Origin of the sequence: Paraburkholderia sp. NPDC080076 (genome assembly GCF_050281145.1) — a bacterium.
Lineage (GTDB): Bacteria > Pseudomonadota > Gammaproteobacteria > Burkholderiales > Burkholderiaceae > Paraburkholderia.
The window spans coordinates 198395-219138 of record NZ_JBNNWQ010000002.1 but is presented as its reverse complement, the minus strand read 5'-3'; the positions used below and the strand labels follow the sequence as shown (position 1 = coordinate 219138).

The following is a 20744-nucleotide window of genomic DNA, read 5'->3' as shown; positions in this document are numbered from 1 at the left end:
GCATGGCCGCCTTGGCGCGTGCCGCAGCAGGCATGGTCCGATCGTACGCGCCGATGCGCTGCGCATCGGTACCTGGAATAGCAGTGCGGGCTGCGCCGTTAACCTCACTTAGCTTGCGTTGACCTGTCATGGCACTCAATCCTTCATTCAGCAGCCGGGAGTCGTACACGCGGACTGCCATCGCCTTGCATTGGCTGATCGCGTTGCTGATCGTGTGCGGCTTCGCGCTCGGCTGGGTGATGACCGATATCCCGGGCTTCACGCCCACCAAGCTGAAGTACTTCTCGTGGCACAAATGGATCGGTGTGACGGTGTTCGCGCTGGCCGTCCTGCGCATTCTGTGGCGCGCCACGCACGCGGCCCCCGTGATGCCGCGCCGCATGCCGGTCTGGCAGCGCGGCGCCGCGCATCTCGTGCACCTGCTGCTGTACGTGCTGATGATCGCGATTCCCGCCTCGGGCTATCTGTACAGCTCGGCGGCCAACATACCGGTGGTGTACCTCGGGCTGATTCCGCTGCCGCGCCTGATTGCGCCGGACCCGCATCTCAAGGAACTCCTGAAGAACGTGCACATCACGCTGAATTACACCTTGCTCGTGCTGGTCGCGTTGCACGTCGCGGCCGCGCTCAAGCATCAATGGCTGGATCGCGACGGCCTGCTCTCGCGCATGCTCCCTTTCCTCAAATAAGGACAACCATGAAGGTCTCGTTTTATCGCTACATGCTCGCCGCTTTCGCCGCGACCTCGCTGACGGTGGCCGGCAGCGCTCTCGCGCAAGTCGACGTCGCAAAGAGTTCGGTGACGGCCACGTCGAAGCAGATGAACGTGCCGGTGGAAGGCAAGTTCGGCAAGTTCAACGCGCAGCTCAAGTTCGATCCGGCCAAACCGGCCGACGGCACCGCGCAGCTCAGCATCGACGTGGCCAGCTACGACCTCGGCGACGAAAGCTACAACGACCAGGTGCGCGGCAAGGACTGGTTCGACGCGAAGACGTATCCGAGCGCCACCTTCGTCTCGAGCGCGATCGCGCCGGCCGGCGGCAACCAGTTCAAGGTGACCGGCAAGCTGACCATCAAGGGTAAATCGCAGACGGTGGTGGTGCCGGTCACGGTGTCCCAGCAGGGCGCCGTGCAAACCTTCGACGGGTCGCTGCCGATCAAGCGCTCGCAATTCGACATCGGCACCGGCGAATGGAAGGACACCTCCGTGGTCGCCGACGAGGTCGTCATCAAGTTTCATATCGTTGCAGCACACAAGTGATGTGTGCCGCGCCGTTCGGGCGCGGCAGCCTTTTTTCCAGAACCCAGGAGCTTGAATTGAAAACATCCATGTTGATCGCCGTCGGCGCGCTGGCTTCTTCTTTCTCGTTCGGCGCGTTCGCGGCCGCGGATACCTATCAGCTCGACCCGACCCACACGTATCCGAGCTTCGAGGCGGATCACTTCGGCGGCCTCTCGGTGTGGCGCGGCAAGTTCACCAAGAGTTCCGGCACGGTCACGCTCGACCGCGCGGCGAAAACCGGCACGGTCGACGTGACGGTCGATCCGGCGTCGATCGAAACGGGCAACGGCAAGCTCGACGAGCATCTGAAGTCGAACGAGTTCTTCGACGTCGCCAAGTATCCGTCGGCGACTTATAAGGGCACCGACATCAAGTTCGACGGCGACAAGCCGGTCGAAGTGATCGGCAACCTGACGATGCACGGCGTCACCAAGCCGCTGAATCTGAAGATCGATTCGTTCAAGTGCATGCCGCATCCGATGCTCAAGCGCGAAGTGTGCGGCGTGGAAGCGAGCGCGCATTTCAGCCGCGCCGACTACGGCATGGATTTCGGCACCAAATACGGCTTCAGCATGGATACCAAGCTGCACATTCAATCCGAAGGCATCAAGCAATAAGGGCCTAACGCGTCTTTTGAATTGGGCTATTGAGTTGCGCGGCGCATTGCGCCGCAACAAAAAAACCGCTTCGTTCGCTTTTGCGATGAAGCGGTTTTTTCTTGGCCATCCGACACGCTGGAAGCCTTATGCGGCGGCATAGCGCAATTTCGCACTCGCGTCGTATTAATTTTTCGGGTACATAGAGCGCAGGCACCGTATTGGTTGTGCGCGCATCCAGTCGGGCGTTTCAGGCGTCAGCCAACATGAATAATATTTCGCGCGACTTGGAGATCTGCATGAACGCAACGACGGCAGCAAGCCTGGCGGGGAGCCGGCAGAATTCGTGGCGCGCGGTGATCGCGGCCTCGATCGGTAACGCGCTGGAATGGTTCGATCTGGTGGTGTACGGTTTTTTCGCGGTGATCATCGCGAAGCTGTTTTTCCCGGCCGGTAACGACACGGTCTCGCTGCTCCTCACGCTCGGCACATTCGGCGTGTCGTTCTTCATGCGGCCGCTCGGCGCGATCGTGATCGGCGCATACGCCGACCGCGCCGGCCGCAAGGCGGCGCTCACGCTCTCGATCCTGCTGATGATGGCCGGCACGCTGATCATTGCGATCCTGCCGACCTATCAAAGTATCGGCCTCGCCGCGCCGGTGATTCTCGTGTTGGCGCGTTTGATGCAAGGCTTTTCGGCCGGCGGCGAGTTCGGCAGCGCCACCGCGTTTCTCGCGGAGCATGTGCCGGGGCGGCGCGGCTTCTTCGCGAGCTGGCAGGTGGCGAGCCAGGGGCTCACTACGTTGCTCGCCGCCGGCTTCGGTGTGTTGCTCACCGGCAAACTCTCGCCGGAGCAGATGGGTTCCTGGGGTTGGCGGGTGCCGTTCATTTTTGGTCTGCTGATCGGGCCGGTCGCGTGGTACATCCGCACGAAGCTCGACGAGACGCCCGAGTTTCTCGCGGCCGAAACGACCGAGACGCCGCTGCGCGACACCTTCACCAGCCAGAAATTGCGCCTCCTGATCGCGATCGGCGTGGTGGTGCTCGGCACGGTGTCGACCTATCTGGTGCTGTTCATGCCGACATTCGGCGTGAAGCAATTGGGACTGGCGCCGTCCGTCGCGTTCGCGGCGATCGCGCTGACCGGTTTGATCCAGATGGTGTTCTCGCCGCTGATCGGCCATCTGTCGGACCGGCACGGACGCACCACGATCATGCTGACGTCGGCGCTGCTGCTGCTTGTCCTCATCTACCCGGCCTTCGTGTATCTGGTCGCGCATCCGACCTTCGGCACCTTGATCACCATGCAGATCGTGTTCGGCTTTCTGATGACCGGCTATTTCGCGGCGCTGCCAGGACTGCTCTCGGAGATGTTCCCGGTGCAAACGCGCACGACCGGCATGTCGCTGGCTTATAACATCGCAGTGACGATCTTCGGCGGCTTCGGGCCGTTCATCATCGCGTGGCTGATCAGCTTTACGGGCTCGAAGGCCGCGCCGAGTTACTACCTGATTTTCGCCGCGATCGTGAGCCTCGTCGCGCTGATGGCGGCGCGGCGTAAGCTAGGCTTTCGCTGAAGCGGACGCCTTCTGACGCTGCTGCGGGATAGAGCAGTGTGATGGCGGAGCAAGGGCGGCGGTAAACGCAAAAGGCCGGTTCGTGATGAACCGGCCTTTTGCATTGCGAGGTCTGAAACTACGCCAGAATCAGACTTGCGCGCCTGCGTTCGGATCGTCGGAATCGGTGCGATCCTTCTTGTCCTTGATAAGATCTTCGCGCTTCACGCCGAACCACATGGCGAGCGCCGCGGCGACGAACACCGACGAGTAGATACCGAACAGAATACCGACCGTCAGCGCCAAGGCGAAGTAGTGCAGCGTCGGGCCGCCGAACAGGAACATCGACAGCACCATCATCTGCGTACAGCCGTGGGTGATGATGGTTCGCGACATCGTGCTGGTGATCGCGTGGTTGATCACCTCGATCACGGTCAGCTTGCGCTCGCGGCGGAAGGTCTCACGAATCCGGTCGAAGATAACCACCGACTCGTTCACCGAGTAGCCCAGCACTGCCAACACCGCGGCCAGCACCGACAGCGAGAACTCCCACTGGAAGAACGCGAAGAAGCCGAGAATGATGATCACGTCGTGCAAGTTCGCGATCACGCCGGCCACCGCGTACTTCCATTCGAAGCGGAACGACAGGTAAATCACGATGCCGACCACCACACAGGCCAGTGCGAGCAGGCCGTCGGTGGCGAGCTCCTTGCCGACCTGCGGGCCGACGAACTCGACACGCTGCAGTTGTACCTGCGGAGTCTCGGCCTTCAGCGCGGTCATCACCTGATCGCTCTGTTGCGCGGACGTATAGCCCTGCTTGAGCGGCAGACGGATCAGCACGTCGCGCGAGGTGCCGAAGTTCTGCACCTGGGCGTCGGCATAACCGAGTTTGCCCAGCGTGCCGCGCACCGGCTCCAGCGGCGCGGCGCCCGGATACTGCACTTCGATGACGGTGCCGCCGGTGAACTCCACCGACAGATGCAGCCCGCGATGCACTAGGAAGAACACAGCAGCAAGGAACGTCAGCAGCGAGATCGCGTTGAAAATCAACGCACGCTGCATGAACGGAATGTCTTTGCGAAAACGGAAAAATTCCATGGTCTTGTTCTCCGGGACTCAGCGGGATGAACCCGGTTTCTGCGGCGTGTTCGAGGAACCCGGCGACGAACCTGTCGACGAACCCGGCGCGTTGCGGCGGCGCACGGTCGGCTTGCCGGCACGTGCTTGCGCGACTGCCGCCTTGGCCTTCGACGGCTTGGCGGTGACCGCGGCGACGGCTTGCGCGGTGTCGGTCGCGGCGTCTTCGCTACCGAGGTAAGCGGCCGAGCCCGCGGGCACCGTATCCGGACGCCACACCTGGCCGATGGCCAGCGACTTCAGCTTCTTCTTGCCGCCGTACCAGAGGTTGACGATGCCGCGCGAGAAGAACACGGCCGAGAACATCGACGTCAGAATGCCGATACAGTGCACGATCGCAAAGCCGCGCACCGGCCCTGAGCCGAACGCGAGCAGTGCGATACCGGCGATCAGCGTGGTGACGTTCGAGTCGAGAATCGTCGCCCAGGCGTGCGCGTAGCCGTTCTGGATGGCCAGTTGCGGCGGCGCGCCGTGGCGCAGTTCTTCACGCACGCGTTCGTTGATCAGCACGTTCGCGTCGATCGCCATACCGAGCGCGAGCGCGATAGCCGCGATACCCGGCAAGGTGAGCGTGGCCTGCAGCATGGACAGCACGGCGATCAGCAGCAGCAGGTTGACCGACAGGCCGATCATCGAGATCACGCCGAACAGCATGTAGTACGCGATCATGAAGACGGCGATCGCCGCGAAGCCCCACACCACCGAGTGGAAGCCCTTCTTGATGTTGTCCGCGCCGAGGCTCGGGCCGATCGTGCGTTCTTCGATGATGTCCATCGGCGCTGCCAGCGAACCGGCGCGCAGCAGCAGCGCGAGGTCGGCGGCGCCTTGCGGCGTGGCCTGGCCGGTGATCTGGAAACGGTCGCCCAGTTCCGACTGGATGGTCGCAACCGTCAGCACTTCGCCCTTGCCCTTTTCGAACAGCACCATGGCCATCGGCTTGCCGATGTTGTCGCGCGAGATGCTGGCCACCGCGCGGCCGCCGGCCGAATCCAGACGGATGTTGACGGAAGGACGTTGATGTTCGTCGAAGCCCGCCGACGCGTCGATAATCCGGTCGCCCGTGAAGATGATCTGCTTGCGCAGCAGCACCGGCGTCTGATTGCCTTGCGTGAACAGCTCGTCGCCCGGTGGCACCGGATCGTTCGGATTCGGATGGGTGTTGACCGGATCGGCGAGGCGCGCTTCGAGCGTGGCCGTGCGGCCGATGATGTCCTTCGCCTTCGCCGTGTCCTGCACGCCCGGCAGTTCGACCACGATGCGGTCCGAGCCTTGCTGCTGGATCACCGGCTCGGCCACGCCGAGTTCGTTCACGCGGTTATGCAGCGTGGTGATGTTCTGCTTGAGCGCGGCGTCCTGCACGGCTTTCTGCACCGCCGGCGTGAACGTGCCGACCAGTTGCACGCCGCCGTCCGGGCCGGGCTGCGAGGCCCACTGGAGTTCGCTGATGCCGCGGCCCAGTTGCTTGGTTGCGTTGTCCGCCGTCGCCTGGTCGGCGAAATTGATCACCACCGACTGGTTGACGCGGTTCACGCCGCCGTCGCGGATGTTCTTGTCACGCAGCAGCGTGCGCGCGTCCGAAGCGTCCGAATCGAGCTTCTTGTTCAGCGCGCCGGCCATGTCGACCTGCAGCAGGAAATGGACGCCGCCGCGCAGATCGAGACCGAGGTACATCGGCAGCGCGTGCAAGGCGGTCAGCCAGCGCGGCGACGCGCTTTGCAGGTTCAGCGCCACGACGAACTGCGGGTCGGTCGGGTCGCTGTTCAGCGACCTCTGCAGCAGGTCCTTCACGCGCAATTGCGTGTCGGTGTCCGGCAGACGCACGCGGATGTTCGCGTTGGTCGCCGAGTTGTCGAAGGTGACGTCGTCCGGCTTGATCTGATTCGCGGCGAGCGCAGCTTCGACCGCCGACAGCGTGGTCGAGTCGAGCTTGACCGTGGCCTTGCCGCTCGACACCTGCACCGCCGGCGCTTCGCCGAACAGATTGGGCAGCGTGTACACGAGGCCGATGACCAGAGCCACCAGCATCACGGCGTATTTCCAGAGGGGGTAGCGATTCATGAGTGGTCCAACGGGAAGGTTGGCTTGGAAGCGATGCGTCCGGCGATGAGCGCGGGCGATTCAGCGTTGGATTGCATAAACCGCCGGCGAGGCCGCGCCGGACGCGAGAGAGCAGGCCTTACAGCGACTTGATCGTGCCCTTCGGGAGAATCGTCGTGACCGACGCTTTTTGCACGGTGATTTCCGTGCCTTCCGAGATTTCGACGCCGACGTAAGCTTCGCCCACCTTGGTCACCTTGCCGACGATGCCGCCATTCGTCACCACTTCATCGCCCTTGGCCATGGCGGCGAGCATGTTGCGATGTTCCTTCTGGCGCTTCATTTGCGGGCGAATCATGATGAAGTACAGCACGCCGAACATCAGGATCAGCGGCAGGAAGCTCATCAGGTTCGATTCAATGCCACCTGTTGCTGTGCCTTGGGCGAAGGCATTGGAAATGAACGACACGTTGGTCTCTCCGTTATAAGTCAAAACGATCAAAAAAATCAGCCGGTTATTCTACCACCGGCCTGACGCGCCTCGGCGCGGCGAATCAGCTTTGCGATCAACCGTTTAAAGCCTTTTTCGCTGCCCGCGAAAGTTGATTGTAAGGTTTTCCTCGCGAGGCGGACGGATTCTTCGGCTGAATCCGTTGCCCCGCGCCGTCATGGCGACTCGGCGGTGCCGCGCGCGCGGTTCTCGTGAAAGCGTTTGCGGAAGGGCTCGAACATTTTCGCGTCGATGGCGTCGCGGATTTCCTGCATCAGTTCGAGGTAGTAATGCAGGTTGTGAATCGTGTTCAACTGCGCGCCGAGGATTTCTCCTACACGATGCAGATGATGCAGGTAGCCGCGAGTGAAATTTCGGCAGGTGTAGCAGCCGCATTGCTCGTCGAGCGGGCGCAGCGAATTCTTGTGCGCGGCATTGCGGATCTTGACGTCGCCGAAACGCGTGAAGAGCCAGCCGTTGCGCGCATTGCGGGTCGGCATCACGCAATCGAACATGTCGATGCCGGCGGCGACGCCCGCCACCAGATCTTCCGGCGTGCCGACGCCCATCAGGTAGTGCGGCTTGTTGGCGGGCAGCTTCGGGCCGATGTGGTTCAGCACGCGCATCATGTCTTCCTTCGGTTCGCCGACCGACAGGCCGCCGATCGCCAGGCCGTGGAAATCCTTCTCCGCGAGCCCCGCCAGCGACTCGTCGCGCAAGTCTTCGAACATGCCGCCCTGAACGATGCCGAACAGCGCGTTCGGATTGCCCAGCTTGCGGAATTCGTCGATGGAGCGCTGCGCCCAGCGCATCGACATACGCATCGAATCGGCCGCTTCCTTGTGCGAGGTCGGCACGTTATTGGTCGCGTACGGCGTGCATTCGTCGAACTGCATGACGATGTCGGAGTTCAGCACCTTCTGGATCTGCATGGACACTTCAGGCGACAGGAACAGCTTGTCGCCGTTGATCGGCGACGCGAACGTGACGCCATCTTCGGTGATCTTGCGCAGATCACCCAGCGAAAAGACTTGAAAGCCGCCCGAATCGGTGAGAATCGGTTTCTTCCAGCCCATGAAGCCGTGCAGGCCGCCGTGCGCCTCGATCGTTTCCAGACCCGGGCGCAGCCACAGGTGGAAAGTGTTGCCGAGGATGATCTGCGCGTGCATTTCCTCCAGCTCGCGCGGCTGCACGGCCTTCACGGTGCCGTAGGTGCCGACCGGCATGAAGATCGGCGTTTCCACCGCGCCGTGATTCAGCGTGACTCGGCCGCGGCGGGCCAGCCCGTCGACGCCGAGTAGTTCGAAATTGAGGCCCTTGTCAGGGCGCTCGAAAGTCGCGTCGTGCGACTGATGAGCGTCGGTCATGAAATAACTCCTGTGCTACCGGAGAACAGTCCGGCGCAATGTTGAAACGCCGCCGGAAGGGCTCGCGGCGGCTTGAGGAACTGCAAAAACTGAAGGCGTCTCTGACTTCAAGCGTCGCGCCGCGTGAGCAGCATCGCGTCGCCGTAACTGAAGAAGCGGTAACGCTGCTCGATTGCATGGCGATACGTCTCGCGAATCGTTTCGACGCCCGCGAACGCCGACACGAGCATCAGCAGCGTCGACTTCGGCAGATGGAAATTGGTGACGAGCCGGTCGACCACGCGGAATTTATAGCCCGGTGTGATGAAAATGTCGGTTTCCGTGCTGGCGGCGGCAAGCGGTCGGCCCGCGGTTTCGGCGTCGCGCGCGGCGGCTTCGAGTGCGCGCATCGAGGTCGTGCCCACCGCGATCACGCGGTTGCCGCGCGCGCGCGTCGCCGCGATCTTGTCGGCGAGCGATTGCGGCAGGTGATACCACTCGCTGTGCATCTTGTGTTCGGCGAGATTCTCGACCCGCACGGGCTGGAACGTGCCCGCGCCGACGTGCAGGGTCAGCGTCGCGCGTTCCACGCCTTTGGCGTCGAGGCGGGCCAGCAGCGCGTCGTCGAAATGCAGGCCGGCCGTGGGCGCGGCGACCGCGCCGGGATTTTGCGCGAACACCGTTTGATAGCGGGTTTCGTCGATCGAGTCGGGATCGTGCTCGATGTACGGCGGCAGCGGCAGGCGGCCGAACTGCTCGATCAGCGTCAGACAGTCGCCGGGAAAATGCAGCGTGTAGAACGGCTCGACGCGCTCGCCGACCGTGACGTCGAAAGCATCGGCCAGGCGGATCGTGGTGCCCGGCTGCGGGCTCTTGCTTGCACGAATCTGCGCGAGCGCGGTGCGCTCGCCGGTGAGGCGCTCTACCAGCACTTCGATCTTGCCGCCACTGGCCTTCTGGCCGAGGAAGCGCGCCTTCAGGACTTTGGTATCGTTGAAGACCAGCAGGTCGCCGGCTGCGATGCAGTCGGGCAACTCGGCAAAGCGGCGGTCGATCAGGCGTGCCGGGCCGGTGGCGTCGGCTGGATGATCCACCTCGAGCAGACGGCTGGCGCTGCGCTCGGGCAGCGCGACTTGTGCGATCAGCTCGGGAGGCAGATCGAAATCGAAATCGGAAAGCGTCAACATGCGAACGACTGGAAGCGAAATGAAACTGAATTGAGCCGAAGCCGGAGCCGGGCGGCTATGATTGCGGGACGCCAGAGCGGCCCGCGAGCCCGCGCGCTGTATGGCGCCGAACCCCTTGACAGCCGATATTGTACTTGCGAAGCAGCCCATGCCTTTGTCCGACCGCCGATTGCCCTCCGCTACCGATGAAGTGAGCGCCGAGCCCAAGCGCCGCGTCTCGCGCGGCAAGGCGGTGGCGGCGTCAAGCGAAGCAGGCGCGGGCGTGGCGCTGGACCGCGAAACTGCCGTTCCTGACAGCGGCGCAGCGGGTGACGAGCTCGCTGATACATCTGGCGACCAGCGCGCCGGCAAGCCTGCCGACATATTCGGCGACAAACCCGCCGGCAAGGCCACGCCCAAGGCCTCCGCGAAATCGTCCGCGAAGCCCGCGGCCAAGTCCGCCGAAAAAACCGCCGACAAGCTCTCAAAACTCGGCCTCACACGCGACATCGACCTCGTGCTGCATCTGCCCATGCGTTACGAGGACGAAACCTCGCTGACGCCGATCGGGCATCTGCTGCCGGGCGGCATTTCGCAAACCGAAGGCGTGGTGTTCGACAACGAGATTGCCTATCGTCCGCGCCGTCAGTTGCTGGTGAAACTGCGCGACGACGCCGGTGACGAACTCGTGCTGCGCTTTCTGAATTTCTACGGCTCGCAGGTCAAGCAGATGGCGATCGGCGCGCGGCTACGGGTGCGTGGTGATGTGCGCGGCGGTTTCTTCGGCATGGAGATGGTGCATCCGGCCGTGCGCGTGGTCGACGAAGACACGCCGCTGCCGCAGGCGCTGACGCCGGTCTATCCGAGCACCGCGGGCGTGACGCAGGCATATTTGCGCAAATCGATCGACAACGCGCTATCGCGCACTTCGCTGCCGGAGTTGTTGCCCGAGGCGGTCGCGCGGACGTTTATGGAGCCGCTCGGCGTGCCGTCGCTGATGGACGCCGTGCGCACGCTGCATCATCCGGGCGCGCAGTCCGATGAGACCGCATTGATCGACGGCACGCATCCGGCTTGGGTGCGCATCAAGTTCGAGGAATTGCTTGCGCAGCAGATGTCGCTCAAGCGCGCGCACGACGAGCGCCGCACGCGCGCCGCGCCGGCCATGCCGCGCCGCAAGCTGGGCGACGAATCCGCGCTGGTGGCGCGCTTGCTGAAGGCGCTGCCGTTTTCGCTGACGGCGGCGCAGGAGCGCGTCGGCGGCGAGATCGCGCTCGATCTGACCCAGCCTCATCCGATGCAGCGGCTCCTGCAGGGCGACGTCGGCAGCGGCAAGACGATCGTCGCCGCGCTGGCCGCGGCACAAGCCATCGACGCCGGCTACCAGGCCGCGCTCATGGCGCCGACCGAAATCCTCGCCGAACAGCACGCGCGCAAATTGCGCGGCTGGCTGGAGCCGCTCGGCGTGAGCGTCGCGTGGCTGGCCGGCAGTCTGAAGACCAGGGAAAAGCGCGCCGCGATCGAAGCCGCCGCGCTCGGCACGGCGCAACTCGTGATCGGCACGCACGCGATCATCCAGGACGCGGTCGAGTTTGCGCGCCTCGGGCTCGTGATCGTCGACGAACAGCATCGCTTCGGCGTGGCGCAGCGGCTGGCGCTGCGGGCCAAGGCGCAGAACGCGGCCGATGGCGCAAGCGACTTCCAGCCGCATCAATTGATGATGTCCGCGACGCCGATTCCGCGCACGCTCGCAATGACGTATTACGCCGACCTCGACGTCTCGACCATTGACGAATTGCCACCTGGACGCACGCCGATCCTGACGAAGCTCGTGTCCGACGCGCGGCGCGAGGAGGTGATCGGGCGCGTGCGCGAGGCCGCGCTGACGGGGCGGCAGGTGTACTGGGTGTGTCCGCTGATCGAGGAAAGCGAGACCTTGCAGTTGCAGACCGCGGTCGAGACGTATGAGACGCTGGTGGCCGCGTTGCCCGAGTTGAATGTCGGTCTGGTGCATGGGCGTCTGGCGCCGGCTGAAAAGGCGGCCGTGATGGATGCGTTTACTTGCAATGAGGTGCAGTTGCTGGTGGCGACGACGGTGATCGAAGTGGGTGTCGATGTGCCGAATGCATCGTTGATGGTGATCGAGCATGCTGAGCGGTTTGGGCTTGCGCAGTTGCATCAGTTGCGGGGACGGGTGGGGCGTGGGAGCGCGGCTTCGGTTTGCGTGCTGCTTTACACCGGGCCTTTGTCGATGACCGCGCGGGCGCGGCTGCAGACTATGCGGGAAACGACTGATGGTTTTGAGATCGCGAGGCGGGACCTTGAGATTCGTGGACCGGGGGAGTTTTTGGGGGCGCGGCAGTCGGGGGCGGCGATGTTGAGGTTTGCTGATCTTCAGAATGATCAGTGGTTGATTGAGCCTGCTCGGGAGGCTGCGGCGGTTTTGCTGGAGAAGTTTCCTGAGGTTGTGATGCAGCATTTGGCGCGGTGGTTGGGGGCGCGGGAGCAGTATTTGAAAGCGTGAAGGGGGGTGTTTTGCCTGTGCGGCGCTTTGGTGGTGGTTTTTGTGGTGTTGGCCTTTCCTTGAATTCACGGTGGTCGATTGGCGTAGCCCCTGTGCGGGGCGGCACCTACTTTCTTTGCCGCGGCAAAGAAAGTAGGCAAAGAAAGCGGCTTCAAACCGCCAGCTCATAAGCGGGTGTCTCGCGCAGTCGCGGTAGTGGCGCATCTGGAATCTGTGTTCTCGCGCATTCCGCGTGAGTGACAAGGCAGTCATACTTCCCGCCTCGCACTACGTGCTCGCCGGAGCGGTCTGCTTGAAAAACTGTGGCTTCGGTTGAGTGCGGAGGGGGCCGTCGGCTTCGCCTCGGCGAAATGCCAAAAGCATACGGGTGCGGGGTGCTGCGGCGATATGACACGATACGCGGTGGAGAGCGGACGGCTCGAGCAAACGCAGCCGCTGGTTGATGAAGTACCGCGACGGCGCGCGCAGCGCCGCCGGAAGAATGACTGCCTTGTCACCAGGGCGGAATGTGCGAGACGACAGATTCCAGATGCACCACTACCGTGACTGCGCGAGGGATCCGCTTATGAGCTGGCGGTGTGAAGCGGCTTTCTTTGCCTACTTTCTTTGCCGCGGCAAAGAAAGTAGGTGCCGCCCCGCACAGGGGCAACGCTAATAGACCACCGCGAATTCAAGGAAAGGCCAAAGCCCAAAGTCAGCGCCCCGCGCAAAAAAACCAAATGGTTGGCGAACCGACCCTATAGGTGTATAACTAGAACCTATCGAATTCATCGCACTGATTGGTCCCCTAATGACGCTCACCGAATTGAAATACATCGTCGCGGTCGCCCGCGAGCGGCACTTCGGCCGGGCCGCCGAAGCGTGTTTCGTCAGCCAGCCGACACTGTCGGTGGCGATCAAAAAGCTCGAAGACGAGCTCAACGTCCAGATCTTCGAGCGCGGCACCAGCGAAGTGAGTGTCACGCCGATCGGCGAACAGATCGTCACGCAAGCTCAACGCGTTCTCGAGCAGACGCTCGCCATCAAGGAAATCGCCAAACAAGGCAAAGACCCGCTGGTCGGGCCGCTGCGCCTTGGCGTCATCTATACGATCGGGCCGTACCTGCTGCCCACGCTCGTCAAACAGATGATCAAGCGCGTCCCGCAAATGCCCTTGATGCTGCAGGAGAATTACACGCTCAAGCTGATCGAACTGCTCAAGCAAGGCGAAATCGACGTCGCCATTATGGCGCTGCCGTTTCCGGAAACGGGCCTGATGCTGCGCCCCCTGTACGACGAGCCTTTTGTGGTCGCCTTGCCGTCCGGTCACGCTTGGGAAAACCGCCTGAAAATCGACGCCGACGATCTGAAGCAGGAAACCATGCTGCTGCTCGGCAGCGGTCACTGCTTCCGCGACCACGTGCTGGGCGTTTGCCCGGAACTGATGCGCTTTTCGCAAAACGCGGACGGTATCCAGAAGACCTTCGAAGGGTCGTCGCTGGAAACCATCCGTCACATGGTGGCGAGCGGTGTCGGCATTACCGTGCTGCCGCGCATGTCGGTTCATGAAGTCAAGCCGCACGCCGGCGGCATTGATTCGGGGCTGCTCAGCTACGTCGCTTTCGACGAACCCGTGCCGGATCGCCGCGTCGTGCTGGCCTGGCGCAAGAGCTTCACGCGCATGCCCGCCATCGAGGCCATTTGCGACGCCATCAGCTCCTGCGATCTGGCGGGTGTCAAGAAGCTCGATTTGCCGGTCGCCGTCAACTAACCAGCGCACCGAGAAGCCGGCTCGCTGCGCACACGTCCAGCGACCGGCCTTGGCGCCCGCCCGAGGCGCCGATAGCCACAAGTCCTATCGAATAGATAAAATTAATCAAAAGCAGTATTTCGATAGTATTGTTATAGTTTCCTCCATGGATCGCCTGATCCCATAAGACCCGGAGGAAGCCATGACGCAATCCAAGCCGCAACAAATCCACGCCTTCATCGCTCAATCGGCCGTCGTGCCGCGCGGTTTTGTCGCGTCGATGCTCAGCGTGCGTACCGTCGCGTTGTCCCTGCTGGTCGATCGGGCCCTGTCCGCATAACGCATGAGCCTCTGGCATCTGTGCGCCGCGCCGCTCCCCACAATCTGTTTCGATAAAAGCCAACCAGGAGTCACGCATGACCGAACGTAAGCTCACCAGTGCCGCCGGCGCACCCGTCGCCGACAACCAGAATTCGATGACCGCCGGCTCACGCGGTCCGGTTGTTCTGCAAGACGTCTGGCTGCTCGAAAAACTCGCTCACTTCGATCGCGAAGTGATTCCGGAACGCCGTGTCCACGCAAAAGGTTCGGGCGCATTCGGCACGCTGAAGGTCACGCACGATATCTCGCGCTACACGAAGGCGAAGGTGTTCGCGCAAGTCGGCGAGGAAACGCCGCTCTTCATGCGCTTTTCGACGGTGGCCGGCGAGCGCGGCGCAGCCGACGCCGAACGCGACGTGCGTGGCTTCTCGATCAAGTTCTACACGGAAGAAGGCAATTGGGACGTGGTCGGCAACAACACGCCGGTGTTCTTTATCCGCGATCCGCTGAAGTTTCCGGACTTCATCCACACGCAAAAGCGCGACCCGTACACCAACATGCGCAGCAATGTCGCGGCGTGGGATTTCTGGTCGCGTCATCCGGAGTCGCTGCATCAGGTGACGATTCTGATGAGCGACCGCGGCATTCCGCAGAATTACCGGCAGATGCACGGCTTCGGCTCGCACACGTATTCGTTCATCAATGCCGACAACGAGCGTTTCTGGGTGAAGTTCCATTTCAAGTCGATGCAAGGCATGGAGAACTTCACCGATGCCGAAGCGGCGCAAGTGGTGGCGCAAGACCGCGAAAGCGCGCAACGCGATCTGGTCGGCAACATCGACGCGGGCAACTTCCCGAAGTGGCGTTTCGCGATTCAGGTGATGCCGGAAGCGCAAGCCGCGACGTATCGCTTCAATCCGTTCGACATCACGAAAGTGTGGTCGCAGAAGGACTATCCGTTGATCGACGTCGGCACGATCGAGCTGAATCGCAACGCACGGAACTATTTCGCGGACGTGGAGCAGGCGGCGTTCACGCCGGCCAACGTGGTGCCGGGTATCGGCTTCTCGCCGGATCGTCTGTTGCAGGGCCGTCTGTTCTCGTACGGCGACACGCAGCGCTATCGCCTCGGCATCAATCATCACCAGATTCCGGTGAATGCAGCGCGCGTGCCGAACCCGCATTCGTTCCATCGCGACGGCGCGATGCGCACGGACGGCAACCTCGGCGGCAACGTGAATTACGAGCCGAACCGCTTCGGCGATTTCGCGCAGGACGCAAACGCATCCGAGCCACCGCTCGCGGCGGGCGCTGTGGATCGCTACGATCATCGCCTGGACGACGACTACTACACGCAGCCGGGTATGTTGTTTGCGCTCTTCGATGCAACTCAGCGCGAGCGTCTGTTCGGCAACATCGCACGCCATATCAACGGTGTGCCGCAGGAGATCGTTGCACGCCAGATCGAGCACTTCCGTCGCGCCGACCCGGCTTACGCGGAAGGCGTGATCGCGGCGATGGCCGACCTCGCGGAACGCAATAAGAAGTAAGCAGCAATTGCGCAGTTGAAGTCATGCAGCAAAGCGGGGCGCATCTGCGTCCCGCTGGTACCGATACGAACCGAAGGAGCACGATCATGACCCAGATGATGATAGCCGCGCTGGGTGGCACGTCAGCCGCAAACAGCGCGCAACGGCACGCATTGTTGGCGCGCAGGGCGGTGGGCTTTGCGATCTTCGCGAGCGGAGTCGCAGTGATCGTCGCGCAGGCGCTGCAACACGCGCTCGGCGGCTGATCCAAGCCGCCGCCGTGATGCGGCAAGTGGCCACGCGTCATACGAACGCAGCAGTTTTCCAGGCTAAACTGTCGAGCGTTCGAGCTGTCGAGTTTGCTATCCGCAGACCGTCACTTTGCCGACCGGTTCGTATCACTCTTCAAAGGAGTCATCATGGCCAAAAAAGAAGCCGCAGCAGCCGTACAGCACGTCAATATCGGGATCAGCGACAAGGATCGCAAGAAGATTGCAGAAGGTCTGTCGCGACTGCTCGCCGACACCTATACGCTGTACCTGAAGACCCACAACTTCCACTGGAACGTGACGGGTCCGATGTTCAATACGCTGCACCTCATGTTCGAAACGCAGTACAACGAGCTCGCGCTGGCGGTCGATTCGATCGCTGAACGGATTCGCGCGCTGGGCGTGCATGCACCGGGCAGCTACAAGGATTTCGCCAAGCTGTCGTCGATTCCGGAAGCGGACGGCGTGCCGGCCGCGGAGGAAATGATCCGCCAACTGGTGGAAGGTCAGGAAGCCGTCGTGCGTACCGCACGCGCGATTTTCCCGTCGACGGAAGCCGCCAACGACGAGCCGACCGCCGACCTGCTGACACAACGCATGCAAACGCACGAAAAGACCGCGTGGATGCTGCGCTCGATGCTGGCTTAAGCATTAGCGCGCAAGGCCTCTCGTTTCGACGTAGGCGTCTGCGTCTTCGGTAAAGTGCGACACCAACAAAGCCTCCCTGCACGGGGGGCTTTGTTTTTTGCAGCGCCGGCTCGGTCGGTCCTGCCCGCCCGGAAGCGACCCGTCGTCCGCTTCCCGTAAAATAGCCGCACCGTCTTCGCACTTTCACCGACTCCGCCCATGTTTGCCCGACTTCCCCTGTATTTGCGCCTCGTGCGCATGGACAAGCCGATCGGCAGCCTGCTGCTGCTGTGGCCGACGCTCAACGCGCTGTGGATCGCCTCCGACGGTCATCCGACGTGGCCGCTGCTGGTGATTTTCATCGTGGGCACGGTGTTGATGCGCTCGGCGGGCTGCGCGATCAACGATTACGCGGATCGCGACTTCGATCGCTACGTGAAGCGCACGGAGAATCGTCCGATCACGTCGGGCAAGATCAAGGCGTGGGAAGCGGTGGCGCTGGCGGCCGCGTTGTCGTTGCTGGCGTTTCTGCTGATCCTGCCGCTTAATACGCTGACCAAGGAACTCTCGGTGGCGGCGCTTTTCGTCGCCGGTTCGTATCCGTTCACCAAGCGGTTCTTCGCGATTCCGCAGGCGTATCTGGGGATCGCGTTCGGCTTCGGCATTCCGATGGCGTTCGCCGCGATACAGGACCACGTGCCGTTGCTCGCGTGGGTGATGCTGCTGGCCAATGTGTTCTGGTCCGTGGCGTACGACACCGAATACGCGATGGTCGACCGTGACGACGACATCAAGATCGGCATCCGCACGTCGGCGCTGACGTTCGGCCGCTTCGATGTGGCGGCGATCATGATCTGTTACGCGGTGACGCTGGGGATTTACGTCGGCATCGGCGTGCTGCTCGGCTTCGGCGTGCTGTACTGGCTGGGATGGGCGGCGGCCGTGGGCTGCGCGATCTATCACTACACGCTGATCCGCGACCGTGAACGGATGGCGTGCTTCGCCGCGTTCCGGCATAACAACTGGCTGGGCGGCGCGCTGTTCGTCGGCATCGCCGCACATTACGCGGTGGGGTCGTTTTAGTTTTGTTGCGCGGTTTTACGCTAATTGCGTTTTCTATCTGCGGATGCCGCCGCGGATTGAATGGAAGTGCTACCGCGGTCAGTTCTGCCGCGCTGCTTACTTCGCGTCCGGCGCCGTAGACGCCGCGCCGGTTCGAATCGCAGCGCGGCGTGCCACAACGTGCTTCCCTTCCTGAAGTTTCCCGACTGCCTCGCGCCGCGCGAGCGCGCTCACTGCTTGCCGAACTCGTCCCCCATTTCCTTGGCGCGCGCATCGGCGGCGAGCACGCCGTGCACGATCGCAGCCTTGATGCCGCTCGCGTCGAACGACGCCAGCGCCGCCGCCGTCGTGCCGCCTTTGGATGTCACACGTTCGCGCAGCACGCTCGGCGGCTCGTCGGAATTCGCCGCCAGTTGCGCCGCGCCGGTGAAGGTCGCCACGGCCAGCGCGCGACCCTGCGCTTCATCCATGCCGAGCTGACGGGCGGCTTCCTGCAACGCCTCGATGAAATAGAACACGTAGGCCGGTCCGCTGCCCGAGATCGCGGTGACGGCGTCGATCTTCGCTTCGTCGTCGAACCAGACCGTTTCGCCGACCGCCCCTAACACTTGCGACGCGAGCGCGCGGCCCGCTTCGTCGACGCTGCCGGTCGCCACCAGTCCCGTCACGCCCATGCCGATCAGCGCCGGCGTATTCGGCATGACGCGCACGATGCGGTTGTGGCCATTCAGCCAGCGCGACATGTCGCTCATGCGAATACCCGCGACGATACTCACCGCCAGTTGCGATGCATTCAGATGCGGCGCCACCGCCTCGGCGACGCTCTTCAGAATCTGCGGCTTCACCGCCAGCACGACGGCGTCGTACGCGGCGAGCGCGGCATCCGCGGCGGCGCCGGTCTTGATGCCGAATTGCTGCTCGTTGCGCTTGCGCGCGTCTTCGTTGGGATCGATTGCGTAGAGGTCAGCGGGTGCGACGCCACGCTTGATGAGGCCGCCGATCAATGCGGCGGCCATGTTGCCACCGCCGATAAAAGCAATTTTCATGATGTTCCGAAGGAAGTGCCGTGAAGAGCCCAAAGAGCCTGAAAAGGCCCGCAAGGGTCAGTTAGAGTAGTCTCGCGCGCCGAAGATCGCAGTGCCGACGCGCACGATCGTCGCGCCTTCCAGCACGGCGGCCTCGAGGTCGCTCGACATGCCCATGGACAGCGTGTCGAGTTCGAGTCCGTTGTCGCACAGACGCTCGAACAACTCACGCAAGTGCCGATGCGGCACACGTTGTTCGTCGATGCCGCCGGCCGGCTCGGGAATCGCCATCAGGCCGCGCAAATTCAGCTTCGGCAGGGCGGCGATCGCCTGCGCGACTTCCACCGCCTCGGGAACGCTCACGCCGCTCTTCGACGCCTCGCCGCTGATGTTGACCTGCAGGCACACGTTGAGCGGCGGCAAATTATCGGGACGCTGCTCCGAGAGCCGCTGCGCGATCTTCAACCGATCGACCGAATGCACCCAATCGAACTGCTCGGCGACCGGCCGCGTCTTGTTCGATTGCAACGGACCGATGAAGTGCCATTCGAGCGTAGCGCGCAGATCGGCGAGCGTCTCGATCTTGGTGAGGGCTTCCTGCACGTAGTTTTCACCGAACGCGCGGTGGCCGGCGTTGTAGGCGGCGCGTACGTCTTCGGCGGGGAAGGTCTTGGAGACCGCGAGCAGATGGACCGAACGCGTATCGCGTCCGGCCACATGCGCGGCCATGGCGATGCGCTGCTGCACCGCCTCGAGGTTGTGAATCAGATCGGGCATGTCGGAACCGGAAGTCCAGCGAGAGTCGATTACCCGATTATACGGACAGCATGTGCTCGACCAGTTCGATCCAGTGCGCGACCGGCGTCGACGTGCCGCTTTGCAGATGCGCAATGCAGCCGACGTTCGCCGACACGATCACCTGCGGCTCCTGCGCCTGCAGCCGCTCGAGCTTCTGATCGCGCAGCGCATACGAGAGCTTGGGCTGCGTCAGCGAGTAGGTGCCGGCCGAGCCGCAGCACAGATGATTGTCGGCGGGCAGGCGCACTTCGACACCCAGCGCGGTCAGCAAATGCTCGACCTTGCCCCGTATCTGCTGACCATGCTGCAACGTGCAAGGCGGATGAAACGCCACGGTGTGCACCGAGCGGCGGCGCGTGACCGAGATCAGCGCTTCTTCGAACTCCGGCAGGATCTCCGCGACGTCGCGCGTCAATTCCACCACGCGGCGCGCCTTTTCCGCATACGCCGGATCATGCCGCAACAGGTGCGCGTATTCCTTGACCGTCGCGCCGCAGCCGGACGCGTTCATGACGATCGCCTCCACGCCCTGTTCGACGTAGGGCCACCATGCGTCGATGTTGGCGCGCAAATCGTCGAGCGCTTCGTCGTTGTAGCCCAGATGCAGACGGATCGCGCCGCAGCAGCCCGCATCCGGCGCGATCAGCATTTCGACACCGAGCGCGTCGAACACGCGCGCCGTGGCGATGTTGACGTTCGGCATCATCGACGGTTGCACGCAACCCGCCAGCATCAGCATCTTGCGCGGATGTTTGGCGGTCGGCCATTCGAGCGGACGCTGCCGCGCCGGCACTTTGTCGCGCAGCTTCTTGGGCAGCAACGGGCGAAAATGCTGGCCGATCCGCATGGTCGGCGTGAACAGTGCGCTGTTCGGCACGAAGCTCGCGAGCATGCGGCGCACCAGCCGTTGACTGAACGGGCGCGTGACTTTTTCTTCGGTGATCTTGCGGCCGATTTCCACCAGCCGGCCATATTGCACGCCGGACGGGCAGGTCGTTTCGCAGTTTCGGCAGGTCAGGCACCGGTCGAGATGGACCTGGGTGCTGCGCGTGACCGGCGCGCCTTCGACCATTTGCTTGATCAGATAGATCCGTCCGCGTGGGCCGTCGAGTTCGTCGCCGAGTATCTGATACGTCGGACAGGTGGCCGTGCAGAAACCGCAGTGCACGCAATTGCGCAGGATGCCGTCGGCTTCGTCGCCGTCGGGCGTGTTGCGAATGAAGTCCGCGAGGTTGGTTTGCATCGCG

Annotated in this window: 19 protein-coding genes; 11 read left to right on the top strand and 8 right to left on the bottom strand. The window is 62.9% G+C overall.

Annotation, left to right across the window (positions count from 1 at the left end; genetic code table 11):
- The first annotated feature begins 128 nt into the window (after positions 1-128).
- From ACQKRQ_RS08355 to ACQKRQ_RS08340, 4 genes are all read left to right on the top strand, one after another.
- A complete protein-coding gene (locus ACQKRQ_RS08355) occupies positions 129-689 on the top strand; it encodes a cytochrome b (protein WP_132376023.1) in 561 nt (186 codons plus the stop codon).
- Positions 690-697: 8 nt separating this feature from the next.
- Complete coding sequence (locus ACQKRQ_RS08350) at positions 698-1261, top strand: YceI family protein (RefSeq protein WP_132376022.1); 564 nt, start codon at positions 698-700, stop codon at positions 1259-1261.
- A gap of 68 nt (positions 1262-1329) precedes the next feature.
- A complete protein-coding gene (locus ACQKRQ_RS08345) occupies positions 1330-1899 on the top strand; it encodes a YceI family protein (protein WP_132376981.1) in 570 nt (189 codons plus the stop codon).
- 278 nt (positions 1900-2177) lie between these two features.
- The gene (locus ACQKRQ_RS08340; protein WP_132376021.1) at positions 2178-3455 is read left to right on the top strand and encodes an MFS transporter; all 1278 of its coding nucleotides are present in this window, start codon (positions 2178-2180) and stop codon (positions 3453-3455) included.
- 129 nt (positions 3456-3584) lie between these two features.
- Here the strand turns inward: ACQKRQ_RS08340 and secF are convergent, their stop codons facing one another.
- The 5 genes from secF to queA form a co-directional block, all read right to left on the bottom strand.
- On the bottom strand, positions 3585-4535 hold the full coding sequence (secF, locus tag ACQKRQ_RS08335) for a protein translocase subunit SecF (protein WP_132376020.1): 951 nt from the start codon (positions 4533-4535) through the stop codon (positions 3585-3587).
- Positions 4536-4553: 18 nt separating this feature from the next.
- Positions 4554-6632 (bottom strand): protein translocase subunit SecD, encoded by a 2079-nt coding sequence (secD, locus tag ACQKRQ_RS08330; RefSeq protein WP_427476333.1) that lies wholly within the window; start codon positions 6630-6632, stop codon positions 4554-4556.
- Between the two features lie 118 nt (positions 6633-6750).
- Positions 6751-7080, bottom strand: a complete 330-nt coding sequence (yajC, locus tag ACQKRQ_RS08325; RefSeq protein WP_007179286.1) for a preprotein translocase subunit YajC — start codon at positions 7078-7080, stop codon at positions 6751-6753.
- 197 nt (positions 7081-7277) lie between these two features.
- Positions 7278-8468 (bottom strand): tRNA guanosine(34) transglycosylase Tgt, encoded by a 1191-nt coding sequence (gene tgt, locus ACQKRQ_RS08320; RefSeq protein WP_427476331.1) that lies wholly within the window; start codon positions 8466-8468, stop codon positions 7278-7280.
- 107 nt (positions 8469-8575) lie between these two features.
- Positions 8576-9634, bottom strand: a complete 1059-nt coding sequence (queA, locus tag ACQKRQ_RS08315; protein WP_427476329.1) for a tRNA preQ1(34) S-adenosylmethionine ribosyltransferase-isomerase QueA — start codon at positions 9632-9634, stop codon at positions 8576-8578.
- Positions 9635-9782: 148 nt separating this feature from the next.
- On the opposite strand from queA, the gene recG reads away from it, so the two are divergent.
- From recG to ubiA, 7 genes are all read left to right on the top strand, one after another.
- The gene (gene recG, locus ACQKRQ_RS08310; RefSeq protein ID WP_427476327.1) at positions 9783-12137 is read left to right on the top strand and encodes an ATP-dependent DNA helicase RecG; all 2355 of its coding nucleotides are present in this window, start codon (positions 9783-9785) and stop codon (positions 12135-12137) included.
- Between the two features lie 790 nt (positions 12138-12927).
- Complete coding sequence (locus ACQKRQ_RS08305) at positions 12928-13887, top strand: LysR substrate-binding domain-containing protein (protein ID WP_132376015.1); 960 nt, start codon at positions 12928-12930, stop codon at positions 13885-13887.
- Positions 13888-14068: 181 nt separating this feature from the next.
- A complete protein-coding gene (locus ACQKRQ_RS08300; RefSeq protein ID WP_408178882.1) occupies positions 14069-14206 on the top strand; it encodes a hypothetical protein in 138 nt (45 codons plus the stop codon).
- 76 nt (positions 14207-14282) lie between these two features.
- Positions 14283-15737: a catalase gene (locus ACQKRQ_RS08295; RefSeq protein WP_427476325.1), complete on the top strand. Its 1455-nt coding sequence runs from the start codon at positions 14283-14285 to the stop codon at positions 15735-15737.
- Between the two features lie 86 nt (positions 15738-15823).
- The gene (locus tag ACQKRQ_RS08290) at positions 15824-15982 is read left to right on the top strand and encodes a hypothetical protein (RefSeq protein ID WP_408283442.1); all 159 of its coding nucleotides are present in this window, start codon (positions 15824-15826) and stop codon (positions 15980-15982) included.
- A 153-nt stretch (positions 15983-16135) separates the two neighbouring features.
- The gene (locus tag ACQKRQ_RS08285) at positions 16136-16633 is read left to right on the top strand and encodes a Dps family protein (RefSeq protein ID WP_132376013.1); all 498 of its coding nucleotides are present in this window, start codon (positions 16136-16138) and stop codon (positions 16631-16633) included.
- A gap of 198 nt (positions 16634-16831) precedes the next feature.
- The gene (ubiA, locus tag ACQKRQ_RS08280) at positions 16832-17695 is read left to right on the top strand and encodes a 4-hydroxybenzoate octaprenyltransferase (RefSeq protein ID WP_427476323.1); all 864 of its coding nucleotides are present in this window, start codon (positions 16832-16834) and stop codon (positions 17693-17695) included.
- 209 nt (positions 17696-17904) lie between these two features.
- On the opposite strand, the gene proC is transcribed toward ubiA, so the two are convergent.
- Genes proC through glcF form a run of 3 tightly spaced genes read right to left on the bottom strand, consistent with a single transcriptional unit; the run spans position 17905 to position 20740 of the window.
- A complete protein-coding gene (proC, locus tag ACQKRQ_RS08275) occupies positions 17905-18720 on the bottom strand; it encodes a pyrroline-5-carboxylate reductase (protein WP_427476321.1) in 816 nt (271 codons plus the stop codon).
- A 57-nt stretch (positions 18721-18777) separates the two neighbouring features.
- Entirely contained in the window at positions 18778-19476 is a 699-nt protein-coding gene (locus tag ACQKRQ_RS08270) for a YggS family pyridoxal phosphate-dependent enzyme (RefSeq protein WP_427476319.1), read from the bottom strand.
- A 37-nt stretch (positions 19477-19513) separates the two neighbouring features.
- Positions 19514-20740, bottom strand: a complete 1227-nt coding sequence (gene glcF, locus ACQKRQ_RS08265) for a glycolate oxidase subunit GlcF (protein ID WP_427476317.1) — start codon at positions 20738-20740, stop codon at positions 19514-19516.
- Positions 20741-20744: the final 4 nt, after the last annotated feature.